This window comes from Aurantiacibacter odishensis (assembly GCF_003605195.1).
In the GTDB taxonomy this organism is placed as follows: Bacteria; Pseudomonadota; Alphaproteobacteria; order Sphingomonadales; family Sphingomonadaceae; genus Alteraurantiacibacter; species Alteraurantiacibacter odishensis.
Window position 1 is genome coordinate 160431 of sequence record NZ_QYOS01000021.1, and the last position, 15027, is coordinate 175457.

Annotated in this window: 17 protein-coding genes; 11 read left to right on the plus strand and 6 right to left on the minus strand. The window is 65.2% G+C overall.

Features of this window, described 5'->3' with window-relative positions:
* Nucleotides 1-5: 5 nt before the first annotated feature.
* From D4Q51_RS05115 to cobS, 3 genes are all read right to left on the minus strand, one after another.
* Nucleotides 6-2171, minus strand: a complete 2166-nt coding sequence (locus D4Q51_RS05115; RefSeq protein WP_120076673.1) for a transglycosylase domain-containing protein — start codon at nucleotides 2169-2171, stop codon at nucleotides 6-8.
* A gap of 74 nt (nucleotides 2172-2245) precedes the next feature.
* Nucleotides 2246-3856: a M28 family peptidase gene (locus D4Q51_RS05120; protein WP_120076674.1), complete on the minus strand. Its 1611-nt coding sequence runs from the start codon at nucleotides 3854-3856 to the stop codon at nucleotides 2246-2248.
* Nucleotides 3857-3949: 93 nt separating this feature from the next.
* On the minus strand, nucleotides 3950-4933 hold the full coding sequence (gene cobS, locus D4Q51_RS05125) for a cobaltochelatase subunit CobS (RefSeq protein WP_120076675.1): 984 nt from the start codon (nucleotides 4931-4933) through the stop codon (nucleotides 3950-3952).
* 138 nt (nucleotides 4934-5071) lie between these two features.
* Between cobS and D4Q51_RS05130 the strand changes: the two genes are divergently transcribed.
* Genes D4Q51_RS05130 through D4Q51_RS05140 form a run of 3 tightly spaced genes read left to right on the plus strand, consistent with a single transcriptional unit; the run spans nucleotide 5072 to nucleotide 6988 of the window.
* Nucleotides 5072-5428, plus strand: a complete 357-nt coding sequence (locus tag D4Q51_RS05130; RefSeq protein WP_120076676.1) for a DUF1428 domain-containing protein — start codon at nucleotides 5072-5074, stop codon at nucleotides 5426-5428.
* A gap of 57 nt (nucleotides 5429-5485) precedes the next feature.
* Entirely contained in the window at nucleotides 5486-6088 is a 603-nt protein-coding gene (locus tag D4Q51_RS05135) for a glutathione S-transferase family protein (protein WP_120076677.1), read from the plus strand.
* 39 nt (nucleotides 6089-6127) lie between these two features.
* Nucleotides 6128-6988 (plus strand): oxygenase MpaB family protein, encoded by an 861-nt coding sequence (locus D4Q51_RS05140; protein WP_120076678.1) that lies wholly within the window; start codon nucleotides 6128-6130, stop codon nucleotides 6986-6988.
* On the opposite strand, the gene D4Q51_RS05145 is transcribed toward D4Q51_RS05140, so the two are convergent.
* Nucleotides 6985-7575 carry a J domain-containing protein gene (locus D4Q51_RS05145; protein WP_120076679.1) on the minus strand — a complete coding sequence of 197 codons (591 nt, stop codon included), beginning with the start codon at nucleotides 7573-7575 and terminating at the stop codon, nucleotides 6985-6987. The genes D4Q51_RS05140 and D4Q51_RS05145 overlap by 4 nt on opposite strands.
* A gap of 54 nt (nucleotides 7576-7629) precedes the next feature.
* Here D4Q51_RS05145 and D4Q51_RS05150 point away from each other — a divergent pair, with 54 nt between their 5' ends.
* The 3 genes from D4Q51_RS05150 to D4Q51_RS05160 are packed head-to-tail and all read left to right on the plus strand — an operon-like array spanning nucleotide 7630 to nucleotide 9530.
* Nucleotides 7630-7908, plus strand: a complete 279-nt coding sequence (locus tag D4Q51_RS05150; RefSeq protein ID WP_205689438.1) for a BolA family protein — start codon at nucleotides 7630-7632, stop codon at nucleotides 7906-7908.
* Nucleotides 7905-8612 carry a glutathione S-transferase gene (locus D4Q51_RS05155; protein ID WP_120076680.1) on the plus strand — a complete coding sequence of 236 codons (708 nt, stop codon included), beginning with the start codon at nucleotides 7905-7907 and terminating at the stop codon, nucleotides 8610-8612. Before D4Q51_RS05150 ends, D4Q51_RS05155 begins: the two co-directional genes overlap by 4 nt.
* Before the next feature lie 15 nt (nucleotides 8613-8627).
* Nucleotides 8628-9530 (plus strand): pirin family protein, encoded by a 903-nt coding sequence (locus tag D4Q51_RS05160; RefSeq protein WP_120076681.1) that lies wholly within the window; start codon nucleotides 8628-8630, stop codon nucleotides 9528-9530.
* Nucleotides 9531-9545: 15 nt separating this feature from the next.
* Here the strand turns inward: D4Q51_RS05160 and D4Q51_RS05165 are convergent, their stop codons facing one another.
* Nucleotides 9546-9920 carry a DUF4168 domain-containing protein gene (locus tag D4Q51_RS05165; RefSeq protein WP_120076682.1) on the minus strand — a complete coding sequence of 125 codons (375 nt, stop codon included), beginning with the start codon at nucleotides 9918-9920 and terminating at the stop codon, nucleotides 9546-9548.
* A gap of 148 nt (nucleotides 9921-10068) precedes the next feature.
* Between D4Q51_RS05165 and D4Q51_RS05170 the strand changes: the two genes are divergently transcribed.
* Together D4Q51_RS05170 and D4Q51_RS05175 are read left to right on the plus strand one after the other, a co-directional pair.
* Nucleotides 10069-10569, plus strand: coding sequence for an FKBP-type peptidyl-prolyl cis-trans isomerase (locus tag D4Q51_RS05170; RefSeq protein WP_120076683.1), 501 nt, complete (start codon nucleotides 10069-10071; stop codon nucleotides 10567-10569).
* A gap of 2 nt (nucleotides 10570-10571) precedes the next feature.
* On the plus strand, nucleotides 10572-11471 hold the full coding sequence (locus tag D4Q51_RS05175; protein WP_120076684.1) for an alpha/beta fold hydrolase: 900 nt from the start codon (nucleotides 10572-10574) through the stop codon (nucleotides 11469-11471).
* On the opposite strand, the gene D4Q51_RS05180 is transcribed toward D4Q51_RS05175, so the two are convergent.
* Nucleotides 11468-12547, minus strand: a complete 1080-nt coding sequence (locus D4Q51_RS05180; protein WP_240624573.1) for a DUF2332 domain-containing protein — start codon at nucleotides 12545-12547, stop codon at nucleotides 11468-11470. The genes D4Q51_RS05175 and D4Q51_RS05180 overlap by 4 nt on opposite strands.
* Before the next feature lie 42 nt (nucleotides 12548-12589).
* On the opposite strand from D4Q51_RS05180, the gene hisG reads away from it, so the two are divergent.
* Genes hisG through nusB form a run of 3 tightly spaced genes read left to right on the plus strand, consistent with a single transcriptional unit; the run spans nucleotide 12590 to nucleotide 15014 of the window.
* Nucleotides 12590-13270, plus strand: a complete 681-nt coding sequence (gene hisG / locus D4Q51_RS05185; protein WP_120076685.1) for an ATP phosphoribosyltransferase — start codon at nucleotides 12590-12592, stop codon at nucleotides 13268-13270.
* Complete coding sequence (gene hisD, locus D4Q51_RS05190; protein ID WP_120076686.1) at nucleotides 13270-14562, plus strand: histidinol dehydrogenase; 1293 nt, start codon at nucleotides 13270-13272, stop codon at nucleotides 14560-14562. The genes hisG and hisD overlap by 1 nt, the downstream gene beginning before the upstream one ends.
* Entirely contained in the window at nucleotides 14562-15014 is a 453-nt protein-coding gene (gene nusB / locus D4Q51_RS05195; protein WP_120076687.1) for a transcription antitermination factor NusB, read from the plus strand. The genes hisD and nusB overlap by 1 nt, the downstream gene beginning before the upstream one ends.
* Nucleotides 15015-15027: the final 13 nt, after the last annotated feature.

Consider the following 15027-nt stretch of genomic DNA (forward strand, 5'->3'; position numbering starts at 1 on the left):
GCCCGCTACTGCTGCGCCGCTTCTTCCACCCGCCGCTCCAGCTCGCGCTGGGCGGCGGCTTCATCGATATCCAGCGAAAACTCGCCGTCGCGGATACGCATTTCCAGCGGCACCCCCTCGATGTCGGTCGACAGCACCGCCTCTTCATCGTTGATGATCAGGCGGCGACCGTCGCCCAGCGGAATATCCTGCAAGTCCGGCACGTCCTGCGGCTGCACAGGGCCGCTGGGATCGGGTGACGGCGTGGGACGCGGCGGGGCGGCGCTGGCGCCAAGGGCGGCCTGCATGAAATCGCGCCATATGCGCGCGGGCAGTCCGCCGCCGGAAATGTTGCCGAGCGGCGAATTGTCGTCGTTGCCGATCCACACACCCACCACCAGCCGGTTATCCCCCTCGCCCGCGTAGCCGACGAACAGCGCGTCGCGGTTGTCCTGCGTGGTGCCGGTCTTTCCGAAATTGGCGATAGAGAGCGTTGCGGCACGGCCCGTGCCCGAATTGATCGCGCCGCGCAGCATGTCCTCCATCTCGCGCCGGTCGCTCGACGACAGGTTACCGCGCCCGTCCAGCAGCCAGTCGAACCATCCACCTTCCCCGGCGGGAAAGGCGTGCGGTTCCACCGGGAAGCTGTTGGCGGCAACGCCCGCATAGGCGGCAGTAAGTTCCAGCAGGCTCATAGTGGAGGTGCCCAGCGCCATGCTCGGGTCGCCCTCCGGCAGGGGCGAGGTCACGCCCAGTTCGCGCGCGGTTTCGATCACGGCCTTGCTGCCCACCTCGTTCAGCAGTCGCACAGCCGCCACGTTGGAGGACTGGGCGAAGGCTTCGCGCAGGGTGATGCTTTCCGAATAGCGGCCGCTGGCATTGCTCGGCCGGTAGCTGCCTTCGGTGAAGGGCTGATTCGAAATCCGGTCGTCCGGGCTCCAGCCGTTACGCAGCGCGGCGAGGTAGACGAACAGCTTGAAGGTGGAGCCGGGCTGGCGGCGCGCCTGCGTGGCGCGGTTGAAGGGGCTTTGCGAGTAATCCTTGCCGCCCACCATCGCGACCACCTCGCCATTTGGCCGCATCGCCACCAGCGCCACCTGCGCCCCGCCCAGCGGCGCGCGCTGGATCACGCGATTGGCGGCCGCCTGTAGCTGGCTGTCCAGCGTGGTGGTGATGGTCTGGCGCGAGTAACTCATCTCGCTATCGGCACGCGCGGCGGGCAGCGCCCAGTCCGCGAAATAGGTGCCGGTGGGCAGGTCGTTGCTGGTGCGCACGTCGGTTTGCGGCACGGCCATCGCATCGGCCTCGGCCTGCGTGATGTAACCTGCGGCCACCATCGCGCCTTTGACGAGGTTGTAGCGCTGCGCCGCAAGGTCCGGATTGCGCGTGGGGGCAAGGCGGCTGGGCGCTTGCAGCAGCCCGGCCAGCATCGCCGCCTGTTCGGGGCGCAGGTTCTCGGGCTGGCGGTAGAAATAGTGCAGCGATGCAGCGCGCAGGCCGTACATGTTGTCGCCGAAATAGGCGTTGGAAAGGTAGCGTTCGAGAATCTCGTCCTTCGTCAGCCATGCCTCCAGCCAGAAGGCGATCAGCGCCTCGCGCGCCTTGCGCGTCAGGGTCTGCTCTGGCGTGAGGAAGGTGAACTTGGCAAGCTGCTGGGTGATGGTGGAGCCGCCGCCCACCCCGGTAAACAGCGCCCGCGCCACGCCGCGCGGGTCGACGCCCCAGTGTCCGTAGAACCGCCTGTCTTCGATCGCGAGGAACGGCTGCGTCACGTGGGCTGGCAGTTCGGAAACCTGCACGGGCTCGTCCACCACGGCCCCGTTGCGCGCGATGGGTGTGCCGTCGGCGGCCAGCAGAGTGATCTGCGGCGGAGCAATCGGCTCCAGGCTCTTTGAAAGCGGCGCAGTGACGGCCAGCCAGGCGACCAGAAGAATGAATATGCCTATGAGCGCCGCGACGATGCGGCTGCCCCACCAAAGCTTTCCGCGCCCCCTCGCCCTTTCGGGCAGGAAGCGACGCCAGCCGCTGCGATACCGTTCGCGGTCGTAATAGCGGGGCGGCGCGGCGCGCGGGCCGAAGTCATCGTCGTCTAGATCGGACAGCGGCGTCCACGGCGCAGACTCGAGCGCGAGGTCGCGCTCGGTCCAGCGAGCGTAGTCGGGCTTTCGCCGCCTGAAGGGATTGCGCCACATCCGAGTCACAATGGTGTATTAACAGAACAATACACGTTATGCGAGGGTGGAGATGAAACTGCGATGAAGCAGCCTTACTCTTCCCCCGCGATCCTTCCCCCGAACGTCTCGCCGAAGAAATCGCCGGGCTGCCAAGCCGGCGTCTCCTCCATGTTGGCGACGTTGCGGGCGATGGCGTGGTTCACCGCCACGAACCGTTCGAGAGCGGCAAAGTCGATCAGGCTCACCTCGTCCGAAGGCTTGTGATAGTGGTTGTCGAACACCACGCCCTGCGCGTCCTCCCCACCATTGGCGAAACCAAGGTCGAGATAGACTGCGGGCACACCCTGCCGCACGTAGGAATACTGGTCCGAGCGGGTGAAGAAGCCCTGCTCGGGCTGCGGATCGGGGCTGAGCGTCAGACCATGGGCTTCGGTTGCCGCGACCACATGCGGGTAGAGGTTGGAGCGTTCCGCGCCGAAGGCCACCACGTCGGCAAAATCGTAGGTGATGACCGGCATGTCCAGATTGACGTTCGCCACCACCTGCTCTGCGGGAACGGTGGGATGGGCAGCGTTGTAGCTGGAGCCGAGCAGGCCCTTCTCCTCCGCTGTCAGAGCGATCACCAGCACCGGGCGGCGCGGCGGCTCCTCGCCCAGCAGGCGGGCAACCTCGATCATGCTGGCAACCCCCACGGCATTGTCGAGCGCGCCGTTGTAGATTTCGTCGTCGCCTTCTTCCTCGGTCGGCTGGATGCCCACGTGGTCGAGGTGCGCGGTCAGGACGACGTATTCGTCCGCAACCGTGGGGTCGTTTCCGGGAAGCATTCCGATCACGTTGGGCGTGTCGATCTCCTCGAAGGTGCTGGCGAATTCGATGGTCACGTCGCGGCCAAGGGCGAAGCTGGGAAGGCGCGCTTCGGGCGTGGCTTCGGCGGCGGCGAGATCGTCGTAATCGAACGCCAGGCCTTCCAGCAGTTGCCGCGAGACTTCCGGCGAGAGCGAGCCCGAGGCAAGGATACCCGGACCGCTGGAATAGGCCACACCATCCGGCCCCACCCAGGTCATCGAACTGCCGTGGCTGGAGATATCGACAAGGCGATCCCAGTCGTAGATCTGCCCCAGCTTGGGCGTATGCATCAGCAGCACGCCGATGGCACCGCGATCAGAAAGGCGCTGGTTCAGGGTGGAGCGCAGATGGGCGTTCTCTTCCGTGTTCAGACCTGCCGGGCCGCCATAGGTGCGGATGGCCACTGCCCCTTCGAGGTCCACCCCGGCAAAATCGTCCCGCCCCTCAATGTCGAGGCCGTAGCCGATGAACACCAGCGGCGCGGTGATCGTGCCGCTTTCCTGCTGGGCCGTACCGGAAACGATGTAGTCCTCGAACACCTCCAGCTCGCCCAGCCCTTCGATGGCAATGGTGTTTCCCACCTCCGCGCGCGTATAGCGGCGCATCGGCACGGACTGGAAATAGGTGCCGTTTTCGCCCGCAGGCTCCAGACCCATCGCAGCAAAGCGACCGGCAACGTAGCCCGCCGCCCGCTCGTGCCCGCGCGTGCCGGCCTCGCGTCCTTCCATGTCGTCGGCGGACAGGATCGTGGTGTCCCGCTCCAGCGCCTCGCGGTCGACGGTTTCGGCAGCGGCGGCGAGGGAGATCGCAAGCGAGGCGGCAATAGCCAGCCCGCCAGCGGAAAGTCGGTTTATCAAGCAGAAAGTCCCCGTTTCAGGTGAAAGCGCCTTGCTACCGCCGTGCGCGTGGCTGGCAAGTGAACAATCGACGAAACGCGAACAGCCGTGGATTTACGCCTTGCCGACAACGCTTTCGGGCAAGTCCTCGCCCATCACGCGCTGATAGTATTCCGCCACCAGCATCCGCTCCGCCTCGTCACACTTGTTGAGGAAGCTGAGACGGAACGCGTAGCCCGCGTTGCCGAAGATCTCGGTGTTCTGCGCCCAGGTGATGACGGTACGCGGGCTCATCACGGTGGAGATATCGCCGTTCATGAAGCCCTGCCGCGTCAGATCCGCCACGCGGATCATGTCGGCCACCATCTTCTCGTCCAGCTTCGTCTTGGCGCCCACGATGGCGCGTTCGGTCTCGGCGGGCAGGTAGTTCAGGCCGACGACGATGTTCCAGCGGTCCATCTGGCCCTGGTTGATCGCCTGCGTGCCGTGATACATGCCGCTGGTATCGCCCAGGCCCACGGTGTTGGCCGTGGCGAACAGGCGGAAGAACGGGTTCGGGCGGATCACGCGGTTCTGGTCCAGCAGGGTCAGCTTGCCCTGCTGTTCCAGCACGCGCTGGATCACGAACATCACGTCCGGACGGCCCGCGTCGTATTCGTCGAACACCAGGGCGACCGGGTGCTGCAACGCCCACGGCAGCAGACCCTCGCGGAATTCCGTCACCTGCAAGCCGTCGCGCAGCACGATGGCATCGCGCCCGACAAGGTCGATGCGGCTGATGTGCGCGTCGAGGTTGATGCGGATCAGCGGCCATTTCAGGCGCGCGGCAACCTGTTCGATATGGGTCGACTTGCCGGTGCCGTGATAACCCTGGATCATCACGCGGCGATTGTGAGCAAAGCCCGCCAAGATCGCCAGCGTGGTGTCCGGATCGAACACGTAGCTGTCGTCGATATCGGGCACGCGGTCGTCCCGGACGGTGAAGGCCGGGACCTTCATGTCGACATCGATACCGAAGGTTTCGCGAACGTCGACTTCGATGTCCGGCGCTTCCATTTCGGTGGTGCCGGTCTCGTGGGGATTGATAAGCTTGGTCATGTCGCGTGCTGCCTATACGCGTGGCCCTTCGCCTGCAACACAGATGTGCGGCGATACGGGCCAAGGTCTGCACGCGCTGTCTTGACCGTTTCACACAAAAGGCAGAGCGTGGCGCCACTACGGGGAAGGAGAGTGCCGATGTATGTGCAGGGTTTCCTGATCGCCGTGCCCGAAGGCAACAAGGACGCCTACCGCGACCTTGCCGCGCGCGCTGCGGAAAAGTTCGCCGAATACGGTGTCACCGAAATCATGGAGGCATGGGAGGAAGATGTTTCCGATGGAAAGGTGACGGACTTTCGCAAGGCCACGCAGGCCGAGGACGGGGAACGGATCGTGTTCTCCTGGATGATCTGGCCCGACAAGCAGACCTGCGATGCCGCGCACCAGAAGATGCAGGACGACGAGTTCTGGACGCAGGGCATGGAGATGCCGTTCGACGGGATGCGCATGATCTGGGGCGGTTTCTCTCCGCTTTTCACCATGGGCCGGGATTGACGGCATCGATCTCGTTCGTCAAATGTTCTCGCCCGAATCACCGGGACGGAGGCAACGATGAGCTACACCCTCTTCTTCAACCCGATGAGCCGTGCGCTGATCGTGCAGTGGGCCTTTGCCGAAGCGGGGGTGGAGCCGGAGCTCGCCCTGGTTGAGTGGGAGAACAAGCCCGCTGCACTGCTCGAGGCGAACCCGATGGGCAAGATACCCACCATCGTTCACCACCATGAGACCGGCGAAAAGGTGGTGAGCGAAGGCGCGGCCATCTGCCACTACCTTGCCGAGATGGAAGCGCCCGACCTGCTGCCGCGCGACGAGGAAAAGGCAGCTTATTTCCGCTGGCTGTTCTTCGCCGCTGGTCCGATGGAAGCCGCCATCACCAACCGCGCGATGGGGTGGGAGCCGAAGGATGCGAAGCAGGAGATGACATCCGGCTTCGGCAGCTTCGACCGTGTGGTGGATGCGCTGGACACATGGTTCCAGAGCCATGACTTCACCTGCGGAGATCGTTTCACCATGGCTGACGTCTATGTCGGCAGCCAGGTCGACTGGGGCCTCAACTTCGGCACCCTTACGGACCGGCCCTCTTTCCGCGCCTACCAGTCGCGGTTGCAGGCGCGCGATGGCTACAAGGCGACGCTCGGCAGTCTGGGCAGCTAGGCCCTCGCATTTCCCCGCGCCCTGCCCCACATTGGCGGGATGACGCGTCCGGATCCAATCGAATTTGCACGGTTGAAGCTGGTGCAAGGCGTGCGCGCGGCTTTCAACGATACGGCAAGGGGCGAAACCCCGGTGCCTCCTTCGGACGACGCATTGTTCGAAAAGGATTCGCCGATCCGCATGGTCCACGCCGACGTGGTGAGCATGATGGTGGGCGGCATGGCGGCGCTGTTGTTGCAGATGCTCCACCCCCACGCCTTGCGCGGCGTGCTGGATTTCTCCAACTTTCGCGCCGACATGCACGGCCGCCTGCGTCGCACCGCGCGCTTCATCGCCGTCACCACCTACGGCCACCGAGACGATGCCCATGCGGCGATTGCGCGGGTGAACGCCATTCACGCCAAGGTGCAAGGCACGCTGCCCGACGGAACGCCTTACTCCGCCACAAATCCGCGCACGCTCGCGTGGGTCCACGTCACCGAGTCGCTGATGTTCCTCGAAGCCTGGCTCACCCACGTGCGACCGGACATGCCGATGGCAGAACAGGACGAATACTTTCGCCAGTTCGCCGTCATCGCCCGCCGTCTGGGTGCGGACCCGGTGCCCGAAACGAAGGTAGAGGCGCAGGCGATCTTCCGCGAGATGCGCGGGGACCTGCGCACATCGCCCGAAGCGCGCGAGGTGGCACAACTGATCGTGAACAAGCGGATCGAGGGCGCGACCGGCGCGGTGCAACCGTTCCTCGCGAACGCGGCGGTGGACCTTGTGCCGCCGTTCGCCCGCACAATGCTGGCGCTGGATCGTCCCGGCTGGCAAGCAACGCCGTCGAAGCTCGTGACAAATGCGCTGGGCGGCACCCTGCGCTGGGCCTTCCGGCAGAAGCCCGGCGGCTCGCCCTAGCCGAATGCCTCCGCGCGGCGGAGAAGCTGGTAGGCCTCCACCACCCGCTGCAGGCGGTTCTCGTAGGCCCGGTCCCCGCCGTTGCGATCGGGGTGATAGCGGCGCACCAGTTCGGAATAGCGTCGCCGCAATTCCGGGCGGTCGGCCTTCGGGCCGAGGCCCATGACGTTCAGCGCCTCGCGCTCCTTCGGGGTGAAGCGGCTGTGCTCGGCATAGGTGCGCCCCTGCGCCGCCTTGCGGATATCCGCCGCACGTGCGCCGATGGCGTCCAGCGGATCGTGGAAGTCCGCCCAGCGCGGCATTCCGTCCATTCCCGCCGTCGGCCTGAACGCAGGGCTCTCGCTGTTCCACCCGGCACCCGGAGCCTGCGCAGCATAGATCTCGTCCGCGTTCATGCCTTCGAACCAGTCGTAGCCCGCGTTGAATTCGCGCACGTGTTCCAGGCAGAACCAGCGCCATTCGCCCGGCCCGTCGAAAGAGTTGCCGCGCGTGCCAGGTGCGCGGAATTCGCCCGGTTCGCGGCAGGTGGGGTGCTCGCACACTCTCCCTTCGCTCTCGTAGCGGCCGTGGAATCGCTGGTTACGCATGAACGCCCCTTGATGGGGATTGCACCGCGCGATTGGAACCCCCAATTGGGGCGCATGAGCGGACCTGTTGCACAAGAAATCGAAATGCTGCTGCGCGGCGCCCTTGCCCCCACGCGGCTGGAAGTCATCAACGATAGCGCGAAGCATTATGGCCATGCCGGGGACGACGGCAGCGGCGAATCGCACTTTACCGTGATCGTCGAAAGCCCGCACTTCGAAGGGAAGAACCGCCTTGCCCGGCAGCGCATGGTGCTGGGCGCGCTGGGCGACATTCCGGGCGAACGCGTCCATGCCTTTGCCATGAAGTGCTATGCCCCCGGAGAAGCGTCTTGAGCATCGAACTGTGGTACTGGCCGCAGATTCCCGGCCGCGGCGAATTCGTGCGCCTTTTCTGCGAGGCGTTCCAGCTCGAATACACCGACATGGCGCGAGAGCAGAACGCCGACGCGCTGGTGGAGCACATGCATTCGCTGGAAGGCATCCGGCCCTTCGCCCCGCCCTACATCGTCGATGACGAGGTGGTGATCGGCCAGACCGCACTGATCCTGCAATATCTCTCCGACAAGGAAGGGCTCGGCTCGGGCGAGATGGAAGTCGACCTCGGGCTGTTCCAGCTGCAACTCGACATTGCCGATTTCGTGGAGGAGATTCACTCCGTCCACCACCCCGTTGCGAGCGAGCTCTACTACGCCGACCAGATGGAAGCCGCTTTCGAGAAGGCCGGCTATTTCCGCGGCCAGCGCATCCCGAAATACCTGATTCATTTCGACAACGCGCTCGCCGCCAACGGCGGGCCGTTCATGCTGGGGCAGCAGCCCACCCATGTCGACACCAGCCTGTTCCAGATCATGGAGGGGCTGGATTACATGTTCCCCAATTACATGAAGGAAATGCAGGGCACCTGGGCAAACCTGGAAGGGTTGCAGGGCGCGGTGCCGGAAATCGAGCCGCTGGCCGATTACCTCGCCAGCGAGCGGCGCATGGAATTCAACGAGGATGGCATCTTCCGCCATTACGAGGAACTTGACGAACAGTAGGAGCGTCTTCCCACTATGAGCACCGCATCGGACAACATCCTCAAGACCGTCACCCCCGTCAGCCACGACCTTGGCGATTTCACCGTCCGGCGCGCTGTACCGTCGAAGGAATGCCGCATGGTCGGCCCATTTGTGTTCGTGGACCAGTTCGGCCCTGCCCAGCTCGATCTTGGCAGCGGAATGGACGTGCGCCCGCACCCGCACATCAATCTCGCCACGGTCACATGGCTGTTCGACGGTGCGATTGACCATCGCGATTCCATCGGCACCTTCTCCACCATCCATCCCGGCACGGTGAACCTGATGACGGCGGGCAGCGGCATCGTCCATTCGGAGCGCAGTCCGCAAGGGGAGCGCGCCAAGGGGCCGAGCCTTTACGGGATGCAGACCTGGCTCGCGCTGCCCGACGGCAAGGAAGAGATCGACCCGGCTTTCGAGGCGGTGAGCGACCTGCCGTGGATCGACGGCGACGGCGCGCGGGCGCAGGTGATCATGGGCAAGCTGTGGGGCGAACGCGCGCCCACCACGTGCCATGCAGAGACGATCTACGCCGAAATCCTGCTTCAGGAAGGCGGCTCCATCCCAATCGACGCCGAGGCAGACGAGCGCGCGGTGATGCTTGTAGGCGGCGATGCCACCATCGATGGCGTGCCCTTGCAGCTTTACGATCTCGTCGTTCTGAAGCCCGGCGCCGCAATGACGCTCGCCAGCCGCAGTGGCGGGCGTGTGATGCTTTTGGGCGGAGAGGCCTTTGCGACCAAGCGCCACGTCTGGTGGAACTTCGTCAGCTCCGACAGGGAGCGCATCAATCAGGCCAAGGAAGACTGGCGCGAAGGCCGCTTCGCCAGGGTGCCGGGCGACGAGGCGGAGTGGATACCCCTCCCCGACGGCCAGCCCAAGACTGTCAGCTATCCCTGACGGGCGCGATCAGCCTTACTGGCTGGATTGCGCCGCTTCGATGTGCGCGTTGGCGGCAAGGTTCACCCTTTCTGCCAGGGCAGGATCGTTCTGCGTTGCACGGGCCAGCGTGTTGTAACGCTGCGGAGCGACGCCGATCTGTTCCACTGCTTGCTGGACAGTCGCCTGCTTCTCTTCCTGCGGAATGGCCTCGTCTGCGGCGATCTGCTGCACGATCAGGGCAGCAAGAGCGAACTGCGAGACTTCCTCATCCGAAATGTCCGCCGAAGTGGGGAGCGCCTGCTGCGGCGCCTGGGTGGCGGGCGGAGCCGTAGTGGCACTCTCCTGCGCTGCCACCCCGACCGGCGCTGCCAAGGCGATTGCGGCAAGGCTCGAGCAAATAAAACGCATAAATTATCTCCGTTTGCGTGGCGACAGACCTAATTCGGGTGAACTCCCACGCAATTCGAGTTGGGCGGACCGTGGCACCATCAGGTTGGGCCGAGCAGTATCTGCAATTCATCTTCGCACTGCGGCCGAAAGTGATTAAGGCAGGCTGATGCACAAGATTCCCCTGTTTCTCTCCGCCCTCTTCCTTGCCGCTCCCGCCATCGCGCAGGACGCCCCGCCGCAGCCCGAACCGGGCGCGCCGGGCTCTATCGAATGGCACAACGAACAGCAGGCGGCCCTGCATTCGCGCACTCGCGCCGATGGCTGGGCCACGCTGGAAGGCGCGATCAAGTTCCGCCGCATTGAAGGCGACGGCAGCGGCCCCGCCCCGACCGTGCGCGACGAGATCACCATCCACTACACCGGCAGCTTCATCGACGGCGAAGTGTTCGACAGTTCGGTGGAGCGCGGCGAACCGGCCACTTTCCCGCTTTCGGGCCTGATCCGCGGCTGGCAGGTCGCCATCCCCTACATGGGCGTGGGCGACACGGTGGAAATCGCCATCCCCGCCACCTCGGCCTACGGCCTTCAGGGTCGCGGCCCCATCCCCGGCGGGGCGACGCTGCTGTTCACCATCGAACTGCTCGGCATTCCCAGTAAGGACGTGTGAGCGTGAGCGACCTCATCCGCGTGAAGCTGCCCACCGGCATCGAACTGGACGTGTGGGATAGCGGCCCGCGCGATGCGCCCGCGCTGGTATTCCTGCACGGCTTTCCCGAAAACCACCGCACCTGGCGCAACCAGATCGCGCACCTGAACGGCCGCTACCGCTGCATCGCGCCGGACCAGCGCGGATACGGCAATTCGTCGAAGCCCGAAGGGGCCGAGCATTACGAGACGATGGCGCTGGTGCAGGACATCTTCGGCCTGGCCAAGGCGCTAGAGGTCGAGACTTTCACCATCGTCGGCCACGACTGGGGCGGCGCGCTGGCGTGGCTAGTTGCCGCGTTCGGGCAGTCGACCGGCACCGTTACCCGCGCTGTGATCGCCAATGCCCCGCACCCGGTGATCTTCCAGCGCCTGCTGCTGACCGATCCGGACCAGCGCAAGGCGAGCCAGTACATGCGCACGTTCCGCGATCCCGCGCACGACGCGGTGATTGCCGAGCACGGCCTTGCCGGGCTGCTCCAAACGGCGCTGACGTGGAGCGACCGCCCGCAGTACGATCCCAACGAGTTGCCTCTGCTGATGCAGCAATGGCGCGATCCGCAAACCAGCTTCGCCATGCTCAACTGGTATCGCGCCAGCGGCATCTCGGTGCCGTCGATGGACGATCCCTTCGGCCTGCCTCCGGAATATGCGCCGCCGCCTCTGCCGAAGATCGATATCCCCACGCTGGTTGTCTGGGGCACTGGGGACGAAGCGCTGCTGCCCGCCAATATCGACGGACTGAACGAGGTGGTGTCGGACCTGACTCTGGAAAAAATCCCCGGCGTCGGCCATTTCGTACCGTGGGAAGCCCCCGACGCCGTCAGTACGGCGATGGACGGGTTCCTCGAGAGGACTGCTTAACCCTTCTCCTGCCACTCCACCCATGCCCCGTGCGGATGGGCCTCGGCCAGCTTCACTTCGTCCGCCCCGCCGGGCCAGTATCGCACGCGCAATTCGTGCTTGAAGGTCGCGCGGTTGGTCTCGACTTTGATCCATGCCAGCGGTTTTTCCGCCGTTGCCCGCTCGCCCGCAGCCTCCATCGCGGCGGTGATCCGCTCGCGCGTCGCCTGCGGCATGTATTGCCACATCACCGTGTGGAACAATACGCGGGTGACGCCTTCCTCCTGCGGCGCGGCGAGGCGTTCTTCCACGAAGTCACCTGCATCCATCTGCACGAGGTCGGGCGCGGCGCGCTCTGCCATCGCGATCGCTGCGTCCATCCGGGCAAGGCGCTCCATTGCTTCGGGCCAGATATAGCTCTTCAGCCGGATCGCCTGCCGCTCGTCCGTCAGGTCGATGGGCTTGATGTCGCAGCCCTTGATCCCGACGATCTCGACCGGATTGGCAGGCGGCGGATCGCCGCGCCACTCGGGCGCAATCGTGATCGAGGACAGGCTCGGCCCGGCCTTCACGCCGCCAAGATTGTAGAAATAGCGCGCCATCATCGTGTTCACGCCCGCGCTCGCGCCGATTTCGGTCAGCTCGAACTTCGGGCCCAGCTTGCCAGACAGCCACAAGAGCCCCGCCATAACGCTGGCGCTGCGCCCGGCCTCGTTGGTCTGCGGCGGGCCGTCCAGCCACGGCAGCAGGGTGTGATCGTGACGCTGGACGATCTCCACGACGAGGTCGTCCACCTGCCCCTGGTCGGTGATCGCGCCGCGGTACACATCGGCCAGCCGCTCCTCCTCGCCCTTCAGCAGCAGGTAGTGAAACCCGCCTGCTACGCGCAGCGGCATGGCGTCTTCCAGCGTCAGCCCCTGCCAGTTGGCGATGCGGCGTCCGGTGGCGGTCTGCGTCTCCATCACGGCGAGCAGCGAGCGCAGGATGCGCGCGTTGTTGGGAGAGCCCGCACGCTCCATGTGCTGCGCCTGCCACTCGATCGCCTCTGCCACGCTGGCGATCTCCATGACGTTGCCGGTTTCGTTTTCACTCGCCATTCGCATTGCCCTTTTTGCCTCGTGCCCCTAAATCGCGCGGCGATGACCGACAGTTCCGACGAAAACCGCTATGGGCCGCTGATCTTTGCCGTGCCCAAGGGCCGCATCCTCGATGAAGCCCTGCCCGTGATGGCCGATGCCGGCGTCGTGCCGGAAAGCGCCTTTCACGACAAGATGGATCGCTCGCTCAGTTTCGCAGACGAGACGGGCACCATGCGCATCCTGCGCGTGCGCGCTTTCGACGTGGCGACTTTCGTGGCCTTCGGTGCGGCGCAGGTGGGCATCGTGGGGTCCGACGTGATCGAGGAGTTCGACTATTCGGAGCTTTACGCGCCTGTCGACCTCGGCATCGGTGCCTGCCGCCTTTCCGTGGCCGAGCCGAAGGAACCGGTGGAATACAAGTACGGCAAGGCCAGCCACCTGCGCGTTGCGACGAAGTATCCCAGTATCACCAGCCGCTATTTCGAGGCGAAGGGCATCCAGGCCGAGTGCATCAAGCTGAACGGCGCGATGGAACTGGCACCTTCAACGGGTCTCGCGGGCCGGATCGTGGACCTTGTTTCCACGGGTGGCACGCTCAAGTCCAACGGCCTCGTCGAGAAGGACACAATCATGCAGGTCAGCGCCCGGCTGATCGTCAACCGCGCCGCGATGAAGACCGACCCGCGCGTTGCCGCGCTGGTGGAACGTTTTCGCGCGGGCGCCGAAAGGAAGGCCGCCTGATGCGCCGCCTCGATGCCAAGGCCGAAGACTTTGCACCGCAGTTCGCCCGGATCGTGAACGACCGGCGCGAGAGCGACGAGAATGTCGCCACGGATGTGCGCGGCATTATCTCTGCTGTGCGCCAGAAGGGCGACGATGCGCTGGTCGATCTGACCATGCGCTACGACAAGCACGCGCTGACGGCTGACCTGAGCAGTTGGCGCATCGGCAAGGACCAGTGCAAGGCCGCGTTCGACATGCTGATGCCGGACGTGCGCAAGGCGCTCGTCATGGCGGCTGAGCGCATCCGCGCCTATCACGAGGGGCAGCTCCCCAAGGACCGCGACTACCGCGACGAGACGAACGTGCGCCTCGGCGCGCGGTGGAGCGCTGTCGAGGCCGCTGGCCTTTACGTTCCCGGTGGCCGCGCCGCCTATCCCTCCAGCCTGCTGATGAACGCCATTCCGGCCAAGGTCGCGGGCGTCGATCGCCTTGTCGTCACCACGCCCACTCCGCGCGGGCAGATGAACGACCTGGTGCTGGCCGCCGCGCACATCTGCGGCGTGGACGAGGTATGGCGCATTGGCGGGGCACAAGCCGTGGCCGCGCTGGCCTACGGCACGCAGCGTATCCAGCCTGTCGACGTCATCACCGGCCCCGGCAACGCCTGGGTCGCCGAAGCCAAGCGCCAGCTTTACGGCGTGGTCGGTATCGACATGGTGGCAGGCCCCAGCGAAATCCTGGTGATCGCGGACGAGAAGAACGACCCCGACTGGGTCGCCGCCGACCTGTTGAGCCAGGCCGAGCACGATCCCTCCAGCCAGTCCATCCTCATCACCGATAGCGAAGGCTATGCCGCCGCCGTGGAAGACGCGGTGGACGTCCTGCTGGCGCAGCTCGATACGAAGGACGTGGCCCGGCAGAGCTGGGAGGCCCACGGCGTCGTGATCGTGGTAGACAGCCTGCTCGACGATGCGCCCGCGCTGGCGGACCGCCTCGCCGCCGAACACGTGCAGATCGCCACCGACGATCCCGAGGCCATCTTCGACCGCATCCGCCACGCGGGCAGCGTCTTCCTTGGCCGTCACACGCCGGAAGCCATCGGCGATTACGTTGCCGGGCCGAACCACGTTCTTCCCACGGGTCGCCGCGCTCGCTTTTCCAGCGGGCTATCGGTGCTCGATTTCATGAAACGCACCAGCTTCATCTCGCTGGACGAAAAGGCGCTGGGCGAAATCGGCCCCGCCGCCGTGGCACTGGCCGAGATCGAAGGCCTGCCTGCCCATGCCGCCAGCGTAAAGGTCAGACTGTAATGAACACCCCCGCCCGCTCACGCGCCCGCTCAGCGTCGCGCCTCGCCGCCGTGCAGGCGCTCTACCAGCGCCACATGGAAAAGACGCCGACGGCCCGCCTGCTGGACGAATTCCACCAGCATCGCCTCGGCAAGGAAATCGAGGACGAGCAGTACGAGGAAGCCGAAGTCGATTTCTTCGATGACATCGTATCGGGCGTGATCGCCCGCGACGAGGAGATCGACGCGGCATTGACGGCGAAGCTGGCCGAGGGGTGGACGCTGGCGCGGCTCGACAAGACCATGCTTCAGATCCTGCGCTGCGGCACCTACGAACTGATGGCCCGGCAGGACGTGCCAGTTGGCACCGCGATCAGCGAATATGTGGACGTTGCCCACGCCTTCTTTGACGAGCGCGAGGCGAAATTCGTGAACGGTGTTCTCGACGCCGTGGCGAAGGACGTGCGGAGCTGAGCCACGACAGGGG

What these genes read in the sequence shown, in the direction of transcription:
- hisD (WP_120076686.1), top strand. Translation starts at nt 13,270, where the DNA reads ATGCGCCGCCTCGATGCCAAGGCCGAAGACTTTGCACCGCAGTTCGCC.
- D4Q51_RS05115 (WP_120076673.1), bottom strand. Translation starts at nt 2,171, where the DNA reads ATGTGGCGCAATCCCTTCAGGCGGCGAAAGCCCGACTACGCTCGCTGG.
- D4Q51_RS05180 (WP_240624573.1), bottom strand. Translation starts at nt 12,547, where the DNA reads ATGGCGAGTGAAAACGAAACCGGCAACGTCATGGAGATCGCCAGCGTG.
- D4Q51_RS05160 (WP_120076681.1), top strand. Translation starts at nt 8,628, where the DNA reads ATGAGCACCGCATCGGACAACATCCTCAAGACCGTCACCCCCGTCAGC.
- D4Q51_RS05145 (WP_120076679.1), bottom strand. Translation starts at nt 7,575, where the DNA reads ATGCGTAACCAGCGATTCCACGGCCGCTACGAGAGCGAAGGGAGAGTG.
- D4Q51_RS05135 (WP_120076677.1), top strand. Translation starts at nt 5,486, where the DNA reads ATGAGCTACACCCTCTTCTTCAACCCGATGAGCCGTGCGCTGATCGTG.
- D4Q51_RS05130 (WP_120076676.1), top strand. Translation starts at nt 5,072, where the DNA reads ATGTATGTGCAGGGTTTCCTGATCGCCGTGCCCGAAGGCAACAAGGAC.
- nusB (WP_120076687.1), top strand. Translation starts at nt 14,562, where the DNA reads ATGAACACCCCCGCCCGCTCACGCGCCCGCTCAGCGTCGCGCCTCGCC.
- D4Q51_RS05170 (WP_120076683.1), top strand. Translation starts at nt 10,069, where the DNA reads ATGCACAAGATTCCCCTGTTTCTCTCCGCCCTCTTCCTTGCCGCTCCC.
- cobS (WP_120076675.1), bottom strand. Translation starts at nt 4,933, where the DNA reads ATGACCAAGCTTATCAATCCCCACGAGACCGGCACCACCGAAATGGAA.
- hisG (WP_120076685.1), top strand. Translation starts at nt 12,590, where the DNA reads ATGACCGACAGTTCCGACGAAAACCGCTATGGGCCGCTGATCTTTGCC.
- D4Q51_RS05150 (WP_205689438.1), top strand. Translation starts at nt 7,630, where the DNA reads ATGAGCGGACCTGTTGCACAAGAAATCGAAATGCTGCTGCGCGGCGCC.
- D4Q51_RS05140 (WP_120076678.1), top strand. Translation starts at nt 6,128, where the DNA reads ATGACGCGTCCGGATCCAATCGAATTTGCACGGTTGAAGCTGGTGCAA.
- D4Q51_RS05165 (WP_120076682.1), bottom strand. Translation starts at nt 9,920, where the DNA reads ATGCGTTTTATTTGCTCGAGCCTTGCCGCAATCGCCTTGGCAGCGCCG.